The organism is Corynebacterium suedekumii (genome assembly GCF_030252185.1).
GTDB lineage: Bacteria > Actinomycetota > Actinomycetes > Mycobacteriales > Mycobacteriaceae > Corynebacterium > Corynebacterium suedekumii.
On record NZ_CP126970.1, the window covers coordinates 2,134,294 to 2,156,955 of the forward strand.

The window sequence follows — 22,662 nt, forward strand, 5'->3', positions numbered from 1 at the left end:
GTATGCATTCAACCCCCACATCCCGCCAGGCGGCTGTCGTCTACAACCCGGTCAAGGTCGACGTCGACGAGTTGAAGTCGCTCGTCCACGCCGCCGCCGAGAAGCACGGCTGGGGAGATGTCGCCTGGTTCGAGACCACCGTCGAGGACCCCGGGCTCGGGCAGGCGAAGCAGGCCGCCGAGGAGGGCGCGGAGATGGTCGTCGCCTGCGGCGGTGACGGCACCGTCCGCGCCGCGGCCGCCGGACTGCGTGACACCGGCGCCTCGCTGGGAATCATCCCGCAGGGCACCGGTAACCTCCTGGCCCGCAACCTCTCCCTGCCGCTGGAGATGGAGGACGCGATCGACACCGTCTTCGGCGGACAGGACACCCGCATCGACACCTGCACGGCGGAGCTGACCCGTCCCGACGGGTCCACCGAATCCCTCGACTTCGTCGTCATGGCCGGTGTCGGCATCGACGCGCAGATGATCGTCAACACCGACGATGACCTGAAGAAGAAGATCGGCTTCCTCGCCTATGGCGTGGCCATCGCCAAGTCCCTGGCCGGCGGCAACCGCATCCGGGTCGACTACCGGCTCGACGGCGGCGCCCGGCACCGCACCCGCGTCCACTCGCTGATCATCGGCAACTGTGGCGATCTGGTCGCCAGTGTGCCGCTGCTGCCCGACGCCCAGGCCAACGACGGCATCTTCGACCTCGTGGCCATCCGGCCCACGGGTGTGTTCGGGTGGGCGCAGGTCTTCGGCAAGATCGGCCACCAGATGTGGGAGAAGTTCCGTCTCCGCGTCCTGCGCCGGGACGAACGCATCACCGGCGGCGACGACGACATCAAGGCCCTGCAGTACGTCACCGGCACCCGCCTCGAGGTCACCCTCAAGCATCCGGAGGTCTTCGAGGTCGACGGTGACGAGGCCGGCGAGGTCACCGCCTTCACCATCACCATCGACCCCGAGTCGCTCGTCGTCCGCGAGCCCGTCCCGGAGCCGGTCACCGAGCCCGGCGAGCCGGCCCCCGGCACCAAGAAGTTCGACGAGGACGGTCAGGTGGCGGAGCACGGCGACTCGGCCTGATCTCCGCCGGGCCCGTGACGGGTGCCCGGGGACACCCGCGCGGGTCTTTTTACCCATGTGAGATACCGACACAGTAAGTTCAGATGCGTATCAGATCACATACCGTGAAGGACGTCCCACCATGTTCTCCCGCTCCTCCCGGGCCCGCACCCTGGCCGGCATCGCCGCCGTCGCCACCCTGGCCCTGACCGCCTGCTCCGACACCAGCTCGGGCACCGACAATGACGCCGCCGGTGACTCCGGTGAGTCCTACAGCATCGGCATCAACCAGCTGGTGCAGCACCCGGCGCTCGACGCCGCCGCCGAGGGCTTCAAGGCGGCCTTCGAGGAGGCCGGCGTCGACGTCGAGTTCGACGAGCAGAACGCCAACGGTGAGCAGGCCACCGCGCTGACCATCTCCCAGCAGTTCGCCGGCGCCGACCTGGACATGGTGCTCGCCGTGGCGACCCCGGCCGCGCAGGCCACCGCCCAGAACATCACCGACATTCCCGTCGTGTTCACCGCCGTCACCGACGCCGAGTCCGCCGAGCTCGTGGAGTCCAACGACGCCCCGGGCGGCAACGTCACCGGCACCTCCGACGCCGCTCCCATCGAGGACCAGCTCGACCTGCTCAAGGAGATCGTCCCGGACGCGCAGTCCATCGGCATCGTCTACGCCTCCGGTGAGGTCAACTCCCAGGTGCAGGTCGACGCTGTGCAGGAGGCCGCGGGCCCGCGTGACCTCGAGGTGGTCACTCAGACCGTGACCACCGCCAACGACATCCAGCAGGCAGTCGAGGCACTCGGCGACGTCGACGCCATCTACGTGCCCACCGACAACATGGTCGTGTCCGGCATCGCCTCCCTGGTCCAGGTCGCCGAGCAGAAGCAGATCCCGGTCATCGCCGCCGAGGCCGGCACCGTCGAGGGCGGCGCCATCGCCACCCTGGGCATCGACTACACCGAGCTGGGTCGCCAGACCGGTGAGATGGCCCTGCGCATCCTGCGTGACGGCGAGGACCCGGCCACCATGCCGGTCGAGACCGCCACCGAGTTCACCTACGTCATCAACGAGGACGCCGCCGAGCGTCAGGGTGTCACCATCCCCGAGAACATCCTCAGCGAGGCCGAAACCGTATGATCGGCGCGGTCGAGGTCGGCCTGATCTACGGGGTGATGGCACTCGGCGTCTACCTGACGTTCCGTGTGCTCAACTTCCCGGATCTCACCGTCGACGGCAGCTTCACCACCGGCGCCGCCACCGCGGCCGTCGGCATCCTCAACGGTTGGCACCCGGTGCTGGCCACCCTCGCCGGATTCGTCACCGGTTTCATCGCCGGCGGCATCACCGGTCTGCTCCACACCAAGGGGCGGATCGACGGTCTGCTGGCCGGCATTCTCACCATGATCGCCCTGTGGTCGATCAACCTGCGCATCATGGACGGGGCGAACATCCCCCTGCTGCGGCAGGACACACTGTTCACCCCGCTTCGCGACGCCGGGCTCCTCGGCTCCTGGGCCGGTGCTGGCATCCTCGCCGTCATCGTCGCCCTCCTCGGCGTCCTGGTGGTGTGGTTCCTCGCCACCGACCTGGGACTGTCCCTGCGCGCCACCGGTGACAACGGGCAGATGATCACCTCCTTCGGGGTGTCCACCGACTACACCAAGACGCTGACCCTGGCACTGTCCAACGGCTTCGTCGGCATGTGCGGTGCCCTCGTCGGCCAGTACCAGGGCTTCGCCGACATCTCCATGGGCATCGGCCTCATCCTCGTCGGCCTCGCATCGGTGATCATGGGTCAGGCGATCCTCGGACAGCGCAACCTCTGGCTCGCCGTGTTCGCCGTCATCGTCGGCGCGGTGATCTACCGGATCATCATCTTCGCCGCTCTCCAGGTCGGGCTGGACCCGAACGACATGAAGCTCATCACCGCACTGCTGGTCATCGTTGCTCTCCTCCTCCCGCGTTTCAAGAGCGTCAGGGGAGCGGTCGGCCGCACCGTGAGGCCCAAGACCTCCGAGCCTGCACCCGAGCCGGCCCTCGCCGCGAAGGAGGCCTGACATGCTCACCGTCTCCCACGTCACCAAGACGTTCTTCCCCGGCACCGTCAACGAGCGCATCGCCCTCAACGACCTCTCACTCGAGCTCGCCGAGGGGGACTTCGTCACCGTCATCGGTTCCAACGGCGCCGGCAAGTCCACCCTCCTCAACGCCGTCGCCGGCCGCCTTGCCGTCGATTCCGGCGACGTCATCATCGACGGCAGGCGGGTGAACAAGCTCCCCGAGTTCAAGCGTGCCCGCTACGTCGGCCGCGTCTTCCAGGACCCCCTGGCCGGCACCGCCCCGACGCTGACCATCGAGGAGAACCTCTCCCTCGCGTGGCTGCGCGGCAAGGGCCGGGGCCTGGGCAGGGGACTGACCCGGGCGCGTCGCGACCAGTTCGTGAACAAGCTCCAGTCCCTCGAACTCGGCCTCGAGGACCGACTCACCGCCAAAGTTGGCCTGCTCTCCGGCGGGCAGCGCCAGGCGCTGTCCCTGCTCATGGCCGGATTCACCAACCCCCGGATCATGCTGCTCGACGAGCACACCGCAGCCCTCGACCCTCAGCGGGCCGAACTGGTCACCGGTCTCACCGAACGCATCGTCGCCGAGGGCGGACTGACCACCCTCATGGTCACCCACAACATGGAACAGGCCCTGCGCCTGGGCAACCGGCTCATCATGATGCACGAGGGCCGCATCGTCTACGAGGCCGACGCCGCCACCAAGGCCAAGCTCGGCGTCCGTGACCTGCTCCAGGAGTTCGCCAACATCAAGGGAGCGACGCTCTCCGACAAGGCTTTCCTCGGCTGATCACCGCTTATCGACGCCCCGGCACGCTTGCGGTGTCGGGGCGTCGGCGTCCCGGCGGCGGCACAACCAAAAAGCAGGCCAGAGTCCGGAGACTCTGGCCTGTGCTTTGTCGGACTGACAGGATTTGAACCTGCGACCCCTACACCCCCAGTGTAGTGCGCTACCAAACTGCGCCACAGTCCGCCGCTGCATCGGAATGCAACTGCTTCAGGTTACAACAGTGTCATCCGCAAAGGCGAATCGCCTGGTCAGTGGCGCTCCATGAGGATGGTGACGAAGTTGCGGGCGATCCGCCGGCCGGTCTCTGACACCCGGTCGTCGACGTCCTGCATCTCGGCGAGCATGGCGTCACCGTCGCCACCGGACTGTGTGGTCCAGGTGGCCATGGTCTCGGGGGAGGCCTCGGGGTGGAACTGGACGCCCACGGCGGAGCCGAGGCGGAAGGCCTGGACCTCGTAGCGTTTCGAGGCTGCCAGGAGTTCCGCTCCGGGCGGGAGCTCGGTGATGACGTCGTGATGGTGTTCCGGGACCACCAGCGGGGACTCGAGGCCGACGAAGACGGGCTCGGGGGCCGCGGCCTCCATGAGTTCGACCTCGACGGCCCCTTCCTCGCCTTCGAGGCCGAAGTCGAGGTCGCCGTCGTGGGCGTCGGCGAGCAGCTGGGCGCCGAGGCAGATGCCGAGGACGGGGATGCCGGCGGAGACCCAGTCGCGGAGGGCAGCGTGGAGATCACCGACCCAGGGGTAGGAGCGGGCGTCGTTGATGCCGCCGAGGACGATGACGCCGTCGCCGACGGTCTCCGGCACGTCGGTGGCGGTGAGGTCGACGACGTCGACGGCGGCGCCGGCCTCGGTGAGCCAGTCGGTGAACTGGTCCAGGGATGCGGCGGGGTCGGGCTGGAGGACGGTGATGCGCGGCGTTGTCATGGGCCTATCGTATGACAGGTATCGGGCCCGTGTACAGACCCTCGGGCAGGTTCAGCCCACGTCGCCGGCGGAGTAGAACCACCGGCCGTCCAGGCGCCGGAAGGTGGAGCGCTCCCGCTGCGAGCCGGAGGGTTCGCCCCGGTAGAAGGCCTCGAACTCCACCATGCCGGTGGTGTCGAGCGGTCCGCCGCCGACGACATCGATGATGTCGAGGCGGTAGAAACGCACCGGCAGGTCCACCAGGGTCAGGTCGGAGGGGCGGGTGTCCGGGTCCCAGGTGGCCAGCAGATAGTCGGCGTCGCGGACCACGAAGGCGGTGAAACGCGAACGCATGAGCGTCTCGGCGGTCGGGGCGACGGCGCCCTCGTGGTACTTCCCGCAGCACTCGGCGTAGGTCAGGCCGGTGCCGCAGGGGCAGCGCCGGTCGCCGGGGAACACTGCTCCACCGAGGCTCACGCGGGAACGTCCATGATGTTGGCGCCGGAGAGCATGCCCTGGATGTCAGTGGATTTCGCGGCGTCGAGAAGCAGGCGGCGCTCCGCCGCGGACAGCGTGCCGTCGAGGTGGACCTGGCGCTGGAAGGTGGAGGCGGAGGCGTGGGTGACGGTGACGCGGACGTCGTCGAGCTTCATGCCCTTCGCGGCGGCGCGGACGGCCTCGGAGGTGGCGGCGGCGAGCGCGGACATGAGCAGGTCGATGGCGGTCATGCCGGCGTCCTTGCCGCCGTCGGCCTTGGCGCGGTCCGTGATGACCTTGTGCGCGTCGGTGCGGACGACGGAACCGAACTTCGTGCCGGCGGCGGAGGTGGCCATGACCTGGTCGGCGTCGACCTGGGCGGGCAGCTGGTTGGGCACCAGGTAGGGGCGGGACCATTCGGCGATGATGTGCCCGGCGCGTTGGGCGGAGGTGCCGCGGGTGAACAGGTGGTCGGCCTTGTCCAGGCTCACCAGGGACTTGGGGTAGCGGGTCTTGCGGAAGATGTTCTGCGCGTTCTCCACGCCGACGGTCTGGTCGACGGGGGAGTGGATGAGCAGCAGCGGCTTGCGCAGGCGGGGGAGGTAGGCCTCCGGATTGGTGTCGGCGAGGTCCTCGAGAAACTCCCGGGAGATGACGATGTCGCGGCCACCGAGGACGACGGTGACCGAGCCGTCCTCGTCGGCGTCCTTGACCCGGTCGGCGAAGTGCAGGACCGAGTGGGCGGGGTCGAAGGGGGCACCCATCGTGGCCACGGCGGCCAGGTGCTTCATCTCCGGGCGGGTCGCCGCCTGGAGTGCGGCCGCGCCGCCGAGGGAGTGGCCGACGAGCAGCTGCGGCGCCTCGTAGTTGGCGGTGAGCCAGTCGCTGGCGGCGACGATGTCGTCGACGTTCTGGGTGAAGGAGGTGTCGGCGAAGTCACCCTCGGACTGGCCGAGACCGGGAAAATCGAATCGCAGGGCGGCGATGCCGTGTTCGGCGAGCGTCTTGCACACGCGGGAGGCGGCGGGGGCGAAGCGGGAACAGGTGAAACAGTGCGCGAAGATCGCGAACCCCACCGGTTCCGCATCCGGGAAGTCAATCGTGCCGGCCATTGTCGTTCCCGTGCTGGAGGGAAGCTTCACGCTCACAGAATGCATGGGTCCAGGATAGTGGAGCCTGCTCAACTACTGTGGAGGGGACGTATTCACTCGGTAGTACTGGAGGTTCCCCGTGGCATTCGACTGGTTCTGGAAGGCGATGGGCGCGCGGCAGTCGCGCAACCAGAAGCGCAGCGTCGCCATAGTCGACGACGCCACTTCCCGGATCGATGCTCTCGCCTCGCTTGATGACGCCGCCGTGGCCGCCAGAGCCCGCACCCTCACCGCGGGCGGCGAGCTCGCCGACCCCGCAGAGTTCCTCGCCGTGCTCGCCGTCGCCTCGCAGCGTTCGCTGGGGCTGACGCCTTTCCCGGTCCAGTCCCAGGCGGTGTTGCGCCTGCTCGAGGGCGATGTCATCCAGATGGCCACCGGCGAGGGCAAGACCCTGGTCGGCGCGATGGCCGCCACCGGGTTCGGCCTCATGGGCAGACGGGTCCACGTGATCACGGTCAACGACTACCTCGCAGCCCGCGACGCCGAATGGATGCGCCCGCTCGTGGAGTTCTTCGGTCTCACCGTCGCCGCGATCACGGAGAAGCTCGACGCTCAGCAGCGGCGGGTGGCCTACGCCAGCGACGTGGTCTACGGGCCGGTGAATGAAATCGGCTTCGACGTTCTCCGGGACCAGCAGATCACCCGCCGCGCCGACGCGGTCCAGGCCCCGGCGGACGTCGCCCTCGTCGACGAGGCCGACTCCGTCCTCGTCGACGAGGCACTCGTCCCACTGGTGCTCGCCGGCAACCAGCCGGGTGTCGAGTCCACCGGCCAGATCACCGACGTGGTCCGCCACCTGCGTGAACGCGAGCACTACACCATCGACGACGACCGCCGGAACGTCTTCCTCACCGACGCCGGCGCCACCCGCGTCGAGGGTGCCCTGGGCATCGGGTCCCTCTACGACGACGAGCACATCGGCACCACCCTGGTGAAGGTCAATCTCGCCCTGCACGCCAAGGCCCTGCTCATCCGGGACATCCACTACCTGGTGGCCGACGGCAAGGTCGCCCTCATCGACGCCTCCCGCGGGCGGGTCGCCGACCTGCAGCGCTGGCCCGACGGACTCCAGGCAGCCGTAGAGGCCAAGGAGGGCCTCGACGTCACCGAGGGCGGGAAGATCCTCGACACCATCACCCTCCAGGCCCTCATGCGCCGCTACCCGAAGGTGTGCGGCATGACCGGCACCGCCGTGGAGGCCACCGACCAGCTCCGCCAGTTCTACGATCTGCACGTCTCCGTCATCGACCGCCACCGCGAACTGCGGCGCTTCGACGAGGCCGACCGCATCTACGCCACCGCCGCCGAGAAGAACCGCGCCATCGTCGAGGAGATCGTCGCCCTCCACGCCACCGGCCAGCCCGTCCTCGTGGGCACCCACGACGTCGCCGAGTCCGAGGCCCTGGCCGAGGCACTGGCCGAACGCGGCATCGACGCCAACGTCCTCAACGCCAAGAATGACGCCGAGGAAGCCCGGATCGTCGCCGAAGCCGGTGACCTGGGCCGGGTGACCGTCTCCACCCAGATGGCCGGCCGTGGCACCGACATCAAACTCGGCGGTGCCGACGAAACCGAGCACGCCAACGTCGCCGAGCTCGGCGGCCTGGCCGTCATCGGCACCTCCCGGCACCGCACCGCCCGCCTGGACAACCAGCTCCGCGGACGTGCCGGACGCCAGGGGGATCCGGGCCTGTCCCTGTTCTTCGTCTCCCTCGAGGATGACGTGGTCACCTCCGGCGGATCGGGGGAATCCGTCAGCGCCCAGCCCGACGACTCCGGCCTCATCACCGCCAAGCGGATCCAGGACTTCGTCGGCCACTGCCAGCGCGTCACCGAGGGCCAGCTGCTGGAAATCCACTCCCAGACGTGGAAGTACAACCAGCTGCTCGCCGACCAGCGGATCATCATCGACGAACGCCGCGCCCGCCTCCTCGACACCGCCCAGGCCTGGGAGGAACTGTCCCGACGGTCACCGGAACGCGCCGCCGAGCTGGCCGACCTCGACCACCCGGTCCGTGAACAGGCCGCCCGCGACATCATGCTCTTCCACCTCGACCAGGAGTGGGCCGACCACCTCGCCGTCATGGATGACGTCCGGGAGTCGATCCACCTGCGCGCCATCGCCCGCGAGACACCCATCGACGAGTACCACCGCATCGCGGTGCGGGAGTTCAAGGAGCTGGCCCAGCGCGCCGTCGACAAGGCGGTGGCGACCTTCGAGACGGTGACCATCGACGCCGACGGGGCCCACCTGGCGGACGAGGGACTCGCGCGTCCGTCCGCGACGTGGACCTACATGGTCTCAGACAACCCGCTCGCCGGTGGCGGCAACTCCGTCGTGTCCGGAATCGGTAACCTTTTCCGCTGATCAGATTCCGCCCCGTGACCCGGCCGGGGACACATCGCGCGTCCCGCGCCCTCCCGGGGAGGGCGCAACCGCTATGATTACTACCAGTCACCGTTGACGACAATCGGAGGTTGAGAAATGAGCGAGAACACCGGTACTCCTGAAGCACAGGTGGAGACCACGTCGGTCTTCCGTGCCGATCTGCTGAAGGAAATGGAGTCCGGCGCCGCCCCGGCCACGTCCGGGGCGGACAACCTGCCCGAAGGGGCAGGTCTGCTCGTGGTCAAGCGTGGCCCGAACGCCGGCGCCCGCTTCCTGCTGGACCAGGCGATCACCACCGCCGGACGCCACCCCGAGTCGGACATCTTCCTCGACGACGTCACCGTCTCGCGCCGTCACGCGGAGTTCCGCATCAACGACGGCGAGTTCGAGGTCTTCGACGTCGGATCCCTCAACGGCACCTACGTCAACCGCGAGCCGCGCAACTCCCAGACCCTGACCACGGGGGATGAGATCCAGATCGGCAAGTTCCGTCTGGTGTTCCTCGCCGGCCCGAAGAACTGATCCGTCTTATTCACCCCGTAGCAAGAGGGAAACACACAGCGCAGTGAGTGCAGTCCGTAAGTCGGCGGCCGTCCGGTCCGTCCCGACCAGTACCCCGAGGACCTCTGCCCGGACCCTGTCCATCGGCAAGGTCCTGGAGCAGCTGACCCCGGAATTCCCGGACGTCACCGTCTCCAAGATCCGCTTCCTCGAGTCCGAGGGGCTGATCACCCCGCAGCGCACCGCATCGGGGTACCGGCGCTTCACCGGTGACGATGTGCAGCGACTGCGGTACATCCTGGTCACGCAGCGCGACAACTACCTGCCGCTGAAGGTCATTCGCGAGCAGCTCGACGCCATGGACTCCGGCGCCGTCGCCGCCATCCTCACCGCGGGTGAGGCTGAGCCGATCGTCTCCCCGGAGAACTTCCGGGCGCCGGTGGCCACCCGCCTCACCGACTCCGATGTCGCCGCCCAGGCCGGTGTGGGCCTCGAACTGGTCGCCGAACTTCTCGACGCCGGACTCATCACCCCCGACGACGCCGGCTTCTTCACCGCCGACGACGTCCGCATCGCCACCACGGCAGAAGCGCTCAAGGGCTTCGGGTTCGACGCCCGCCACCTCAAGTCCCTGCGCAACACCGCCCGTCGGCAGGCCGACATGATCAGCCAGGCTGTCACCCCGGTCGCCCGCTCCCGCGGTGACAGCGCCAAGGCACGCGCCGAGGAGATGGGGCAGCAGATGTCCGCGCTGGTCGTCTCCCTCCACGCCAGCCTGGTGAAGAACGCCCTGCGCGACGAGCTGGATTCATGACCCTGATCCCCGTCGAGTACCACGGCGTCCACACCGTCGGCCCCGAACAGTTCAGCTGCGTGCTCCTGCGCTGGGCCGAGCAGAACCGCATCCTCCCGATCTGGCTGTCGCCCATCTCGGCCGCCGACATCGACGTCCGCGACAGCGGCTACACGCCTCGTCGCCCCGGGTCGCAGGACATCATGAGCGATCTGATCACCCGCATGACCAGCGGAGTCTCAGGGGTCAACATCATCAGCCACTTCGAGGGTGTGTTTATCGCCTCCATCGTGTTCAACGACGGAGAGGAGGTCGACGCACGCCCGTCCGACGCCATCAAGCTCGCCCGCGCACTCGAGGTCGACCTCAAGGTCGAGGAGGACGTGCTCCAGCAGGCCTCCTTCTTCGTCTCCGATGACGTGCTCGAGGAGTACTTCGATCTGCGTTTCGGGGCGGACGCGCGGGAATCGGGGGAGGCGGAGCTCTCCGCGTCGGGTGACGCCCAGGCGGACGCCGACTTCGAGGAGATGATGCGGTCGCTCGGCATGTCCGAGGCCGACTTCTTTGACGAGGACTCCCCGGGCGGCCCTGACACTGGTGGGGACAATGACACCGGCGTGACTAAAGATGACAATGGGGAAAAGTAACTCTAAGCTTCAAGTTGAGGCTTAGAGTTACGGCGTGTTGCCGAGTTGTGTCTTGACGTTGCTCTAACCTTGGCATTAAATGACGCATAGGGCGCTCGTCCAAACCCCATGGGAGTAATTACGTGAGCAACACCGACCACCCCGTCCAGGAATCCCTCTTCGACCTCGGTCCCGGCGAAGAGGTGGGCTACCGTGTGCCCATCGCCTGCCAGGTGGCCGGCATCACCTACCGCCAGCTCGACTACTGGGCCCGCACCAAGCTGGTCGTCCCCTCGATCCGTGGTGCCCGCGGCTCCGGCTCCCAGCGGCTCTACTCGTTCCGCGACATCCTCGTTCTGAAGATCGTCAAGCGTCTGCTCGACACCGGCATCTCCCTGCAGAACATCCGCCTGGCGGTGGAGAAGCTGCGCGACCGTGGTGCCAATGACATCGCTGAGATCACCCTCGTCTCCGACGGCACCACCGTCTACGAGTGCCGTTCCGCCGACGAGGTCATCGACCTCCTGGGCGGCGGCCAGGGCGTGTTCGGCATCGCCGTGCCCGGCATCATGAAGGAACTGACCGGCACCATCGCCTCCTTCCCCTCCGAGCGCATCGACGAGGAGATCGGCGCCGAGGTCATTGGCATGGACGAACTCGCGGCCCGTCGTACCCGCAAAACCTCTTAAACGGCCTTCACGTCACCGCCTTCCCTCCGCCGGCCAGCTCACGGGCCGGAGACGGGGAGGCGGTTTTTTCCTGCCCGCCTGCCGGTGTCGGGGAATGCAGCACGGAACGGCCGCGTTCCCGCCGGCCAGCTCACGGAAGTCACTGGACTCCCCGGCAGCGGGCACGACGTGCAGCGAGGTAGGTCAGTCCTCCAGGCCCGCAACAGAACGCAGCGTGGATTCCAGATCCGCGGCGTCGGTGACGGTCTCGGAGTCGTCGGCGCGGTCCGCCAGGACGGAGTCCGGCTGCCCGTCACCGACGTGGACCACGGAGATCTCCACCTCGGCGTCGCCGACTGCCTGGTCGAGGGCGGAGGTGAAGGCGGCGTCGTCCATGTCCTGGGCGGTGCCGGTGGTCAGCAGCAGCACCCGGGCCGGTTCGCCGGTGGCGCGGGCCTGCTCAGCGGCCGCCGCGGTGGCGGCGACGAGCGCGGAACGGGACTGCGGGACTCCGCCGGTGCCGAAGCGCTGGACGGCGGCGGCGGACTCGGCGGCGTCGGTGAAGCTGATGTTGCGCCGCCAGCCGTTGGTCACCCCCGGGTTGAGCGGGGAGGAGTAGTTCCACAGGGCCACCTGCTGTCCCTCGTCCCCGAGGGCTGTGGCCAGGGCAGCCAGGGCGTCGGCGCCGACGGTGTGGATCGTGCCGTCGCCGAAGTCGGCGTTGGTGTTGTCGGAGGTGTCGAAAAGCAGCAGCGTGTCAACGGGCTCCGTCGACCCCTGCGGGGCGGGGTCCTCCGACCCGGAGTCCCCGTCGACGGCGGCCCAGGCGGCGCTTCGCTCGGGCACAGTGTCCGGGATCTCCGCGGTGGCGTCGAAGGCCTCGGCGAACTCGGCGGCCGCGCGGGTCTGTTCCTCGGTGATCTCTCCGGCGGGATTGAGGATGTGGGCGTGGAGGACCACCTCGGCATTGTCGACCGGGGTGAAGTCATCACTGCTGGCGGCGAGTGCCTGGCGGGCAGCCTGCGGTGAATCGGAGTCGAGGTCGAAAGAGTGGGAACGGTCGCGGGAGAGGAGGTCGGGAGCGGCATCACCTGCGAGGGCCGTGGCGACGGCGACGGCGACATCGGGATCGGAAGCGACGGGATAGGTCACGTCTCCGGCCGCGGTGTCGTCGGAGCCGTTGACCAGGCCCGCCTCGAGAACCTCGACAGCCGGGGAGGAGGAGACGGTGCGATCACCGAGCGCGTCGTCGGTGGTGGGGGAGTCAGGTCCGATGACCACGGCGGCCTCGGCGGGGGAGGACACCAGCTCGGCGGTGACACAGTGGTCACGGACGATGGGGTCGGATTCATTCCACTGACCGATCATGGGCTCGGCCACACCGTCGATGGTCTCCGCGACGGGGAGGGCCAGGTCACCCTGGATGCACTCGCCGGCGGCGTCGGCGTCCTGCTGTTCGGCCTCCGAGCGCAGGCCGAACCACCAGATGAGGACGGCGATGAGGGCGAGGACGGCGACGGTCGCGAGGATGACACCGCCGGAGACTGAGTAGTTCTGCTTGCCACTGGAATGACGACCCACGTGCGTGAACCTCCCTGACGCCGGATGTTAGGACGTCAGTGTAGTGGCTTCGGCGACGTCGATGAGCGCGACAAGCCGGTCACGCAGCACGGTTCCGCGTTCGGCGAGGTCCCGTTGCCGGGAGACGTACTCGGCCTTGCCCTCCGGCGTCTCGATCGCCACGACCCCGACACCGTAGGCACGACAGTCGTACGGGGAGGCCTCCATGTCGAGGACACGGGCGTCGACGGCGAGCTCGAAGGTGTCCAGGAACAGCTCGCCCGGCACGATCGGCCCGAGTTTTCCGGCCCACTTGTATAAGTCCATGGTCGCGTGGACGCAGCCGGCCTGGTCGCTGTCGGGCTGGCCCGCCCGGTCGAGGACGGTGAGGTTGAGGGGGCGGGCGGGTTCGGTGAAGAAGCGGTAGGCGTCGATGTGGGTGCACCGCAGGCGGTGCTTCTCGACGACCGCGTCGCTTCCCGCCCGCCCCAACCGCAGGGGCAGATCGTGGCGCGGCGCATCGGTGCGGTAGACCATGGCCCACTCGTGAAGCCCGAAGCAGTCGAAGTGGGCCGGGTTGGTGTTCGTGCGGGCCAGCAGATGGCGGATGTAGCGGAAGGTGTCGCCGCGCCGATCCCACAGTGTGGGGAGATCGACGGTGGTGTGGGTGGCGTCGACAAGCGTGTAGTCACGCCACTGCAGGTGCGGGGAGGTGCCCTCGAGGCGGATGCCGACTCCGGGGTGCCAGCGCCGCAGGTGCGCTGGGCGGATGGGGTAGTACTCGAAGAGGAAGTCGTAGACGGGGTGCTTCTCGTGGCGTCGGCGACGGTCGAGGTGGGCGCGGGTCAGCTCATCGGCGCGGGCCTCATGCGCCGTCATCCGCCGCTCCCAGTCGGAACGTGCCAGCAGCTCAGTCATCCTCGTGGGTCCAGTCGTTGACGGTGCCGACGTACTCCTCGATGAGATCCTCGAGGGTGATCACACCGAGGAGTTCGCCCCGGTCGCGGACCTGGGCCATGTGAGCGGAGCGGCGGTGGAGCTTACGCAGGGCCTCGTCCATGGTGCCGGAGCCGTCGACGATGGTCAGCGGCCGGATCTCCGAACGGGGGATGAACTCGTCACCAGCGGTGGCGGCGAGCATGTCGAGGACGTCCTTGACGTGGATGTAACCGAGGAACGCGTCCTCCGGCCCGGTCACGGGGAAGCGGGAGTAGCCGGTCTCCACCACCGCCCTCTCCAGGTCATCGAGGGGGACTCCGCGGCGGCCGAGGGTGAGGGAGCGGACCCGGTCGAGCGGGATCATCACCTCCTTGAGGCTGCGCTTCTCCGAGCGCAGCGCCTTCGACAGACGCAGGGTCTCCTCGGCGTCGAGCAGGCCTTCGGCGCGGGACTCGCGGATCATGAACGCGAGCTGCGCCTCGTCGACGGTGCTGTCGAGCTCGTCCTTCTGCTCGATGCCGAACGCGCGGAGGGTGATCCGGGCGATCCAGTTCATGAACTCGATGAGCGGCCGGGTGATGCGCACCCACCAGATCATCGCCGGGGTCAGCCACATGGCCAGGGTCTCCGGGCCGGCGATGGCGATGTTCTTGGGCACCATCTCACCGAAGAGGATGTGCAGGAAGGTGATGAACGCCAGGGCGATGACGAAGGAGATCGGGTGAAGCAGATTCTCGGGCATGCCGAGCGCGAGGAAGGGACCCTCGATGAAGTGGGCGACCGCCGGCTCGGCGACCTTGCCCAGGATGAGCGAGCAGATGGTGATGCCGAACTGGGCGCCGGCGAGCATGATCGACAGGTGCTCGGTGGCGTAGAGGACCTTGCGGGCGGCGGTGCGGCCCTGGGCGATGAGGGACTCGATGCGGTCACGGCGGGAGGAGATCAGCGCGAACTCGGAGGCGACGAAGAAGGCGTTGGCGGCCAGCAGCCCGGCGATGAGCAGGATGGTGGTGGCGATGTTCACTTCTCGACCCCCGGCACGTGGTTCTTCGCGTCCTCGTCGCTGACGGGGGTGAGGATGACCTTGTCCACGCGACGGTCCTCCATCACGGTGACCCGGGCGACCCAGCGGGCGTCGACACCGGAGGCGAACTCCGCGCGGGCGGGGTTGTCGGCCTCGGGGAGGACCAGGGTGTCACCGACGCGCGGGATCCGGCCCAGCTGGGCCATGACCAGACCGCCGAGGGTCTCATACGGGCCGGAGGGCGCGGAGTAACCGACCCGCTGGGCCAGCTCGTCGATGCGTACCAGGCCGGAGACCTCCCAGGAGGAACCGAAGGCCTGGAAGTCACGTTCTGCCTCGGCGTCGTCGTGTTCGTCGTAGACCTCGCCGAGGATCTCCTCCACGACGTCCTCGATGGTGACCAGTCCGGCGGTGCCGCCGTACTCGTCGGCGACGAGCACGACCTGGGAACCGGCGTTGCGTACGGCGTTGAGCACGGCGTCACCGTCGAGGGTGTCGGGCACGACCGGGACGGGGCGGGCCAGCGAGCCGAGGGTGGTCGTCGACCGCAGGTGACGGGGCACGGAGAACGCGTCCTTGATGTGCACCACCCCGGCGGTGTCGTCGAGGTCGCCCCGGACGACGGGGAAGCGGGAGTGGCCCGACTCCAGGGCCAGGGCGATGAGGTCGGCGACGGTGTCGTCGACACCGAGGGAGTCGATCGTGGAGCGCGGGGTCATGAACTCCGTGGCGATGGCGTCACCGAACTGCAGGGACCGGTCCAGCACCCGGGCGGTGTTGGCGTCCAGGCCACCGTGCTCGGCGGAGTTGCGCACCAGGGTGCCCAGCTCCTGGGAGGAGCGGGCGGAGGCCAGCTCGTCGGCCGGTTCGAAACCGAGCTTGCGGACCACCCAGTTGGCCGACCGGTTCATCAGAACGATGAACCACTTGAACACCACGTTGAACACGTTGACCGGGTGGACGACGACGCGCGCGGTGTGCAACGGGGTGGTGATGGCGATGTTCTTGGGCACCAGCTCGCCGAAGACCATCGACAGGAACGTCGCCACGATGAGCGCCAGCACGAGCGCCACCGCCGAGGACGCCGACTCCGTGAGCCCGAACAGCCCGAGCAGGGGAGTGAAGTAGCGGGCGAGGATCGGTTCGGCGAGGAAACCGGTGGCCAGCGTGGTCACGGTGATGCCCAGCTGGGCACCCGAGAGCACAAAGGAGAGGTTCTGGTAGTCGCGCTGCACGGCGTGCGCGCTGCGGTCACCTTTGTCGCGGACGTGGTTGTCCACGGTCGAGCGCTCCAGACCGGTGAGGGCGAACTCGATGGCCACGAACAGGCCGGTCGAGGCGGTCAGTGCCACGAATCCGATCAGGGAGATGATGCTGATTGCTATGTCCATGTGCGTTCCATGAGATCGATGCTAGGAGGAGCGTCGGCGCCCGCCGGAGGAGCCGCCGCGCCGACCACCGGAGCCGCCGGAGCCGGAACCGGAGCGACCCCCGCGCCCGGAGCGGGAGCGTTGCCCCTGCGGACCGCCGCGACGCTGGCCCTGTCCCGGGGAGGTGCGTCGGGTCTGCTGCTGGCCGGGCGGGGTCAGCGGGGTGCCGGAGGGGACCCGGGCGCCGGTGATCTTGGTCAGGGCGTCCGAGTCGGCGGTGACGCGGACCTCCTTGGCGTCGACGCCGGCCTTGCGCATGAGGGTCTCCACCTCCTTGCGTTGTTCATCCATGACGAGGGTGACCACGGTGCCGGAGGTGCCGGCGCGGGCGGTGCGACCGGCGCGGTGGAGGTAGGCCTTGTGCTCGGCCGGGGGGTCGACGTGGACGACGAGTGAGACGTCGTTGATGTCGATGCCGCGGGCGGCGATGTCGGTGGCCACGAGGACGGGGACGGAGCCGTCGGCGAAGCCGGCCAGCGCGTTGGTGCGGGTGGACTGGCCCTTGTCACCGTGCAGGCCGGCGGCGTTGACGCCGACGCGGCGCAGCTTCTTCACCTGGCGGTCCACGCCGTGCTTGGTGCGCATGAACATGATGGTCTTGCCCTCGCGGGCGCCGATGCGCAGGATGACCTCGGCGCGCTCGTCGCGGTCGCCGACGAGGAGGCGGTAGTGGGTCATGGTGTCCACGCTGGCCTGCACCGGGGCGGTGGAGTGGGTGACCGGGTCGGTGAGGTAGCGGTCGATGAGCTTCTGCACGTCACCGTCGAGCGTGGCGGAGAACAGCAGGCGCTGGCCGGTGCGCGGGGTCAGGTCCATGAGCTTGCGCACCTGGGGGAGGAAGCCCATGTCGGCCATCTGGTCGGCCTCGTCGAGGGCGACGACGTCGATGTCGTCGAAGAAGAGCTTGCCCTGGTTGATGAGGTCCTGGGCGCGGCCCGGGGTGGCGACGAGCAGGTCGACCGGGGCAGCCAGGGAACGGATGTGGCGGTTGATGTTGACGCCGCCGACGACGTCGAGCAGGCGCAGGCCGAGGGCGTTGGCGGGGGCGTCGAGACGCTCCCGGACCTGGGAGGCGAGCTCGCGGGTTGGGGTGAGCACGAGGGCGCGCGGGTGGCCGGGGCGGGAGGAGCCGGATTCGGCCAGGCGCGTGAGCATGGGCAAGCCGAAGGTGAAGGTCTTGCCGGAGCCGGTGGGGCCGCGGCCGAGGACGTCACGGCCGGCCAGGGCGTCCGGGATGGCGGCGGCCTGGATGGGGAAGGGCTCGGTGATCCCCTGTCGCTGAAGTTCGCGCACGATGGGCAGGGGAAGGCCGAGATCCTTGAACGTTGTCATTGGCTTCACTGTAGTCCCTGCCGGCCCGCTGACCGGCATCAGCCGTGGGCGCGGGGAGTGTGACGAACCTCGCCCGACGGGTCGTTGGAACGTTCAAGTCACTCGATAGAATGAAAGTACCATTCTGTCCATCCATGATCGGAGTTGTTCCCGGTGACCACCGCCGCCAGCACCATCACCGCCCCCGCCGACCCGGCCACCCCACCCGGAAAGTCGCGAACCCTCAAGCCCCTCTGGTTCGTCCTCTCCTTCGTCGCCCTCGCCGTCGTGCTCTTCCTGCCGCTCGGCGACGACCTGAGCTGGCACGGCCAGATCGCCCTCGGCATCCTCGCCTTCGCCGTCATCATGTGGGTGACCGAGGCGGTGTCCTACCCCGTCAGCGCCATGATCATCATCGTGCTCGTCGCCCTGCTCATCGGCCTCTCACCTGACCCGGAGGCGCCGGGGGAGATCATGGGCACCTCGGGCGCGCTCGGCACCGCCCTCGGCGGCTTCTCGACGTCCGCGGTGGCCCTGGTCGCCGCCGCCCTCATGCTCGCGGCGGCCATGCAGGCCACCGGCCTGCACAAGCGCATCGCCCTGCACGTGCTCAAGGTCTCCGGCGAGAAGACGTCGAACGTGCTCATCGGCACCATCGTCATCTCCACGCTGCTGGCCTTCTTCGTCCCCTCCGCCACCGCCCGCGCCGGCGCCGTCGTGCCCATCCTCCTGGGTATGGTCGCCGCCTTCGGCATGGCCAAGCGCTCCAACCTCGCCGCCCTGCTGGTCATCACCGCCGCCCAGTCCATCTCCATCTGGAACGTGGGCATCAAGACCGCCGCCGCGCAGAACATGGTGGCCGTCGGCTTCATCGAGGAGTCCCTCGGCGTGACGGTCTCCTGGGGCCAGTGGTTCCTCTGGGCCGCGCCCTGGTCGGTGCTCATGTCGATCGCCCTGTTCTTCGTCATGCGGGCCGCCATCACGCCGGAGGTGGACGTCATCAAGGGGGGACGGGCGACCGTCGAGAAGCAGCTGGCGGACCTGGGACCGATGAGCGGGCCGGAGAAGCGACTGATCACCGTGTCCATCCTGCTGCTGCTCATGTGGGCGACCGAGGGTGTGCTCCACCCGATCGACTCGTCGACCATCACCATCATCGCCATCGGATTCCTGCTGCTTCCCAAGGTGGGCGTCTACAGCTGGAAGAAGCTGGAACCCCTGGTCAACTGGGGCACCCTCATCGTCTTCGCCATCGGCATCTCGCTGGGTTCGCTGCTGCTCAACACCGGCGCCGCCGCGTGGCTGTCCAACCGCATTTTCGGCTCCCTCGGCCTGGACCAGTTCCCCCTCGTGGCGACGATCGCCCTGGTCTCCGTGTTCACCATCGTCATCCACCTCGGCTTCGCCTCCGCCACTGCGCTCGCCTCGGCCCTGATCCCCGTCTACATCGCGCTCGCCTTCTCGCTGCCCAACCCGGACGGCGGACTCGGGTTCGTGCTCATCCAGCAGTTCGTCATCAGCTTCGGCTTCCTGCTCCCGGTCTCCGCGCCGCAGAACATGCTCGCCTACGGCACGGGCACCTTCAGTGCCAAGCAGTTCATCAAGACCGGCATCCCGCTGACGATCGTCGGTTACCTGCTCATCCTCCTGCTGTCCGCCACCTACTGGCAGTGGCTGGGCCTGGTGTGACGGCTGCTGTAACGGCTGAAACGCACACCGCCCCTCGCGCACCGGAAACGGTGCGGGAGGGGCGGTGCTGATGTCCGGGTGCTAGGAGGGGATCTCCGTGCGGTCACCGGACCACAGGGTGTGGAACATGCCGCCGGGCTTGTCCACGCGGCCGTAGGTGTGGGCGCCGAAGAAGTCGCGCTGGCCCTGGATGAGGGCGGCGGGCAGGCGCTCGGCGCGCAGGCTGTCGTAGTAGGACAGCGAGGAGGCGAACACCGGCACCGGCAGACCCAGCTGGGTGGCCACGATGATGACCCGACGCCAGGAGTCGATCAGCCCCTCGAGCTCACCCTTGAAGTACGGGTCGAGCAGCAGCGACGGCAAGGCCGGGTCGTTGTCGTAGGCCTCGACGATGCGGTTGAGGAACTTCGCGCGAATGATGCAGCCGCCGCGCCAGATGGTGGCCAGGTCGCGGGGGTCGACGTCCCAGTTGTTCTCGTCGGAGCCGGCCTTGATCTCGTCGAAGCCCTGGGCGTAGGCCACGAGCTTGGAGGCGTAGAGCGCACGACGGACGTCCTCGACGAACTGCTCGCGGTCGATGCCGAGGGACTCGAAGGTGGCCAGGTCGCCGGCCGGGAGCACACCCTGGGCGGCCTCGCGCTGGTCGAGGGAGGAGGACAGGGCCCGGGCGAAGACGGCCTCGCCGATGGCGGTGACCGGGATGCCCAGGTCGAGGGCGGCCTTGACGGTCCAGCGGCCGGTGCCCTTCTGGCCGGCGGCGTCGACGATGACATCGAGCAGCGGCTTGCCGGTCTCGGCGTCGACCTGTGCGAGCACCTCGGCGGTGATCTCGATGAGGTAGGAGTCCAGGTCGCCCTTGTTCCAGGTCGTGAACACGTCCACGAGCTCGGCGGGCTCGATGCCGGCGCCGTAGCGCAGCAGCTGGTAGGCCTCACCGATGACCTGCATGTCGGCGTACTCGATGCCGTTGTGGACCATCTTGACGAAGTGGCCGGCACCGTCCGGGCCGATGTGGGTCACGCACGGGGTGCCGTCGACGTTGGCGGCGATGGACTCCAACAGCGGGCCGAGGGTCTCCCAGGACTCCTTCGGGCCGCCCGGCATGATGGACGGGCCGTTGAGAGCACCCTCCTCGCCGCCGGAGATGCCGGCGCCCACGAAGTGGCGGTTGCGCTCGGCCATCTCCTTCTCGCGGCGGACAGTGTCGGTGTAGAGGGCGTTGCCGCCGTCGATGATGATGTCACCGTCCTCCATGGCGTCGGCGAGCTGGTTGATCACCGCGTCAGTGGCCGGGCCGGCCTGGACCATGATGATCGCCTTGCGGGGGCGTTCGAGGGAGGCGACGAAGTCCTCGATGGTCTCGGAGGGGATGAAGGTGCCCTCGTCGCCGTGCGCGGTCATGAGCGCGCGGGTCTTCTCGGGGCTGCGGTTGAACACGGCCACGGTGTGGCCCTTGTGGGCGAAATTGCGGGCGAGGTTGGAGCCCATGACGGCGAGGCCAACGACGCCGATCTGGGCGAGGATTCCGGTGCGGATTCAGGGGTGCTCATGGTGCCTAAGCTTAGCGACGCACACCGCTCCCACGACAGCGGACGCCCAATAAAGATAGTATCTTTCCATTTGTTGCAGGCGCCGCGGAGGTCGACGACTAGCATCGGGATCCATGAGCACCACCTCAGAAGGCTTCGACTTCGCCCACCTCTTCGCCCTCGCCGGCACCCGTTCCGCCCTGGACGCCGACACCCTCAACGCCCTCAACAGCCGGAACGGCGGGTTCGACCGGCACCTCGGCATCGACTACCTCCAGGTCGCGGACGGGCGGGTGCGCGCCCGGATCGAGGTGACAGCACACCTGCTCCAGCCCGTCGGCCTGGTCAACGGCGGCGTCTTCTGCGCCCTGGCCGAATCCGTCGGCAGCATCGCCGGGGTGGCCGCCGCCGGCGCCCCGGTCGTCGGAGTCAACAATGACACCGACTTCATCGAGGCCGTCCGCGACGGAGTCATCGAGGCCAAGGCAACCCCGATCCAGCTCGGCGGGCGCACCCAGCTGTGGGAGGTGCTCATGCGCAACGAGGGCAGGCTGGTCGCCCGGAGCACCCTGCGCACGATGGTCATGGCGAGGCGTTAGTCGCAGGCGAGGGTCATCCCACCGGCCCGGAGCCGCTCGAGGTAGGCGGAACCCAGGCCCGTGGAGGGGGTGAGGATGCCGGCGGTGTCGGGCAGGGCGGTGTTCTCAAGCAGGGTCACCGCGGCCTCGCTGAGCATCATGGCGGTGACGTCGTAACCGGGATCGCCCTGGGCCGCGACGGTGCACGAGTACTCCCGGCCTGATTCGCCGGTCCCGTGGTGGGTGAACCGGAAGTGGCCCTTCGCGCGTTGCTTCTCGGACGGTCCCTCACCGGGCTGGGGGATGAACCGCTGGAAGAAGGGTTTCTGGGCGACGGCGAACAGGGCCGCCGTTATCCCGGCGAGTGCGTAGGCCTTCACCCGTCCGACCGGCCCGCGGCCGGTGGCCCAGCATTCCCGATAGAGGAAACGCGCGTCCCGAAGTGAACTGGAGCGGCGGACGATGCGGGTGTTGAACATCGACATGAAAAACGGGCCGGACCAGCGGCCGTCATCGAGGCGCCTGATGCGGAAGTCCTTCTCCAGGCCCTCGACCCGCGGTTCCTCCGACGGCGTGGGGGACAGGGAGTAGGGGTGGTGCAGGTTGCGGGCGACCGACCGGTCCCGGCGGGCCGCGGCGGAGACCTCCCGCATGGAGTCGATGGTGCCGCCGGACAGACCCCCACGCAGCTCCTCGACGACCATGGTGTCCCTGGTCAACGGCTCACCTGCGTGCTCCAGGAGCGCGAACGCCCCCATGTCGGAGGGGACGGAGTCGAAGCCACAGGAGTGGACGATCCGGGCACCCGTCTCGGTGGCCCGGTCCTGGTGCTCGTCGATCATCCGGCGGATGAAGGGGGCCTCACCGCACAGGTCGACGTAGTGGGTGCCGGCGTCGGCGCACGCGGCCACCAGTTCACCGCCGAGTCGGGAGTAGGGGCCGACGCAGGAGATGATGACCCGGGCGCGTGCCGCCAGGGAGGCCATGTCGGCCGGGTCGAGGGAATCGGCGACGAGGAGCGCAGCTGACGGGGCGTGGGCACGCTGCACCTCGGCCAGCCTGGACTCCGAGCGTCCCGACAACGCGATGGTCAGGTCGGGGTGGGCGGCGGCCAGCTGAGCCGCAGTGAGCCTGCCGACGAAGCCGGTGGCGCCGTGGACGATGATGTCGAAGTCACGCATACGGC

The 22,662-nt window shown here is 68.5% G+C and carries 21 protein-coding genes and 1 tRNA gene; 11 read left to right on the forward strand and 11 right to left on the reverse strand.

What is annotated here, in order from left to right; translation table 11 throughout:
• Positions 1-2 precede the first annotated feature (2 nt).
• The 4 genes from QP029_RS10705 to QP029_RS10720 all read left to right on the forward strand — a co-directional run bounded on the left by QP029_RS10705 (position 3) and on the right by QP029_RS10720 (position 3,906).
• Entirely contained in the window at positions 3-1,073 is a 1,071-nt protein-coding gene (locus QP029_RS10705) for a diacylglycerol/lipid kinase family protein (protein WP_284874283.1), read from the forward strand.
• A gap of 121 nt (positions 1,074-1,194) precedes the next feature.
• A complete protein-coding gene (locus QP029_RS10710) occupies positions 1,195-2,193 on the forward strand; it encodes an ABC transporter substrate-binding protein (RefSeq protein WP_284874284.1) in 999 nt (332 codons plus the stop codon).
• Positions 2,190-3,113, forward strand: coding sequence for an ABC transporter permease (locus tag QP029_RS10715; protein WP_284874285.1), 924 nt, complete (start codon positions 2,190-2,192; stop codon positions 3,111-3,113). The genes QP029_RS10710 and QP029_RS10715 overlap by 4 nt, the downstream gene beginning before the upstream one ends.
• A gap of 1 nt (position 3,114) precedes the next feature.
• Positions 3,115-3,906: an ABC transporter ATP-binding protein gene (locus QP029_RS10720; protein ID WP_284874286.1), complete on the forward strand. Its 792-nt coding sequence runs from the start codon at positions 3,115-3,117 to the stop codon at positions 3,904-3,906.
• Positions 3,907-4,015: 109 nt separating this feature from the next.
• On the opposite strand, the gene QP029_RS10725 is transcribed toward QP029_RS10720, so the two are convergent.
• The 4 genes from QP029_RS10725 to QP029_RS10740 all read right to left on the reverse strand — a co-directional run bounded on the left by QP029_RS10725 (position 4,016) and on the right by QP029_RS10740 (position 6,445).
• Positions 4,016-4,089: transfer RNA gene (locus QP029_RS10725), tRNA-Pro, on the reverse strand.
• 65 nt (positions 4,090-4,154) lie between these two features.
• Positions 4,155-4,832, reverse strand: coding sequence for a type 1 glutamine amidotransferase (locus QP029_RS10730; RefSeq protein ID WP_284874287.1), 678 nt, complete (start codon positions 4,830-4,832; stop codon positions 4,155-4,157).
• Positions 4,833-4,883: 51 nt separating this feature from the next.
• Complete coding sequence (locus QP029_RS10735) at positions 4,884-5,270, reverse strand: YchJ family protein (protein ID WP_284876231.1); 387 nt, start codon at positions 5,268-5,270, stop codon at positions 4,884-4,886.
• Between the two features lie 14 nt (positions 5,271-5,284).
• On the reverse strand, positions 5,285-6,445 hold the full coding sequence (locus QP029_RS10740; RefSeq protein WP_284874288.1) for a bifunctional alpha/beta hydrolase/OsmC family protein: 1,161 nt from the start codon (positions 6,443-6,445) through the stop codon (positions 5,285-5,287).
• A 100-nt stretch (positions 6,446-6,545) separates the two neighbouring features.
• Here QP029_RS10740 and secA2 point away from each other — a divergent pair, with 100 nt between their 5' ends.
• The 5 genes from secA2 (at position 6,546) to QP029_RS10765 (ending at position 11,437) form a co-directional block, all read left to right on the forward strand.
• Positions 6,546-8,807 carry an accessory Sec system translocase SecA2 gene (gene secA2, locus QP029_RS10745; RefSeq protein WP_284876232.1) on the forward strand — a complete coding sequence of 754 codons (2,262 nt, stop codon included), beginning with the start codon at positions 6,546-6,548 and terminating at the stop codon, positions 8,805-8,807.
• Between the two features lie 117 nt (positions 8,808-8,924).
• On the forward strand, positions 8,925-9,350 hold the full coding sequence (gene odhI, locus QP029_RS10750) for an oxoglutarate dehydrogenase inhibitor Odhl (RefSeq protein WP_284874289.1): 426 nt from the start codon (positions 8,925-8,927) through the stop codon (positions 9,348-9,350).
• A gap of 43 nt (positions 9,351-9,393) precedes the next feature.
• A complete protein-coding gene (gene ftsR / locus QP029_RS10755; protein ID WP_284874290.1) occupies positions 9,394-10,143 on the forward strand; it encodes a transcriptional regulator FtsR in 750 nt (249 codons plus the stop codon).
• A complete protein-coding gene (locus tag QP029_RS10760) occupies positions 10,140-10,769 on the forward strand; it encodes a bifunctional nuclease family protein (protein WP_284874291.1) in 630 nt (209 codons plus the stop codon). The genes ftsR and QP029_RS10760 overlap by 4 nt, the downstream gene beginning before the upstream one ends.
• A 122-nt stretch (positions 10,770-10,891) precedes the next feature.
• Positions 10,892-11,437, forward strand: coding sequence for a MerR family transcriptional regulator (locus QP029_RS10765; protein WP_284874292.1), 546 nt, complete (start codon positions 10,892-10,894; stop codon positions 11,435-11,437).
• A gap of 183 nt (positions 11,438-11,620) precedes the next feature.
• Here QP029_RS10765 and QP029_RS10770 read toward each other — a convergent pair whose 3' ends face one another.
• The 5 genes from QP029_RS10770 to QP029_RS10790 are packed head-to-tail and all read right to left on the reverse strand — an operon-like array spanning position 11,621 to position 17,701.
• On the reverse strand, positions 11,621-12,997 hold the full coding sequence (locus tag QP029_RS10770) for a hypothetical protein (protein WP_284874293.1): 1,377 nt from the start codon (positions 12,995-12,997) through the stop codon (positions 11,621-11,623).
• Between the two features lie 27 nt (positions 12,998-13,024).
• Entirely contained in the window at positions 13,025-13,894 is an 870-nt protein-coding gene (locus QP029_RS10775) for a 3-methyladenine DNA glycosylase (RefSeq protein ID WP_284874294.1), read from the reverse strand.
• Positions 13,887-14,939 carry a hemolysin family protein gene (locus QP029_RS10780; protein WP_284874295.1) on the reverse strand — a complete coding sequence of 351 codons (1,053 nt, stop codon included), beginning with the start codon at positions 14,937-14,939 and terminating at the stop codon, positions 13,887-13,889. Before QP029_RS10780 ends, QP029_RS10775 begins: the two co-directional genes overlap by 8 nt.
• A complete protein-coding gene (locus QP029_RS10785) occupies positions 14,936-16,330 on the reverse strand; it encodes a hemolysin family protein (protein ID WP_284874296.1) in 1,395 nt (464 codons plus the stop codon). Before QP029_RS10785 ends, QP029_RS10780 begins: the two co-directional genes overlap by 4 nt.
• Positions 16,331-16,351: 21 nt before the next feature.
• Positions 16,352-17,701: a DEAD/DEAH box helicase gene (locus QP029_RS10790; protein WP_284874297.1), complete on the reverse strand. Its 1,350-nt coding sequence runs from the start codon at positions 17,699-17,701 to the stop codon at positions 16,352-16,354.
• A 153-nt stretch (positions 17,702-17,854) separates the two neighbouring features.
• Between QP029_RS10790 and QP029_RS10795 the strand changes: the two genes are divergently transcribed.
• Complete coding sequence (locus QP029_RS10795) at positions 17,855-19,369, forward strand: DASS family sodium-coupled anion symporter (RefSeq protein WP_284874298.1); 1,515 nt, start codon at positions 17,855-17,857, stop codon at positions 19,367-19,369.
• A gap of 81 nt (positions 19,370-19,450) precedes the next feature.
• Here QP029_RS10795 and gndA read toward each other — a convergent pair whose 3' ends face one another.
• Positions 19,451-20,857 (reverse strand): NADP-dependent phosphogluconate dehydrogenase, encoded by a 1,407-nt coding sequence (gene gndA / locus QP029_RS10800; RefSeq protein ID WP_284874299.1) that lies wholly within the window; start codon positions 20,855-20,857, stop codon positions 19,451-19,453.
• Between the two features lie 175 nt (positions 20,858-21,032).
• Between gndA and QP029_RS10805 the strand changes: the two genes are divergently transcribed.
• Entirely contained in the window at positions 21,033-21,497 is a 465-nt protein-coding gene (locus QP029_RS10805; protein WP_284874300.1) for a PaaI family thioesterase, read from the forward strand.
• Here the strand turns inward: QP029_RS10805 and QP029_RS10810 are convergent.
• Positions 21,494-22,657: a saccharopine dehydrogenase family protein gene (locus QP029_RS10810; RefSeq protein WP_284874301.1), complete on the reverse strand. Its 1,164-nt coding sequence runs from the start codon at positions 22,655-22,657 to the stop codon at positions 21,494-21,496. The genes QP029_RS10805 and QP029_RS10810 overlap by 4 nt on opposite strands.
• Positions 22,658-22,662: the final 5 nt, after the last annotated feature.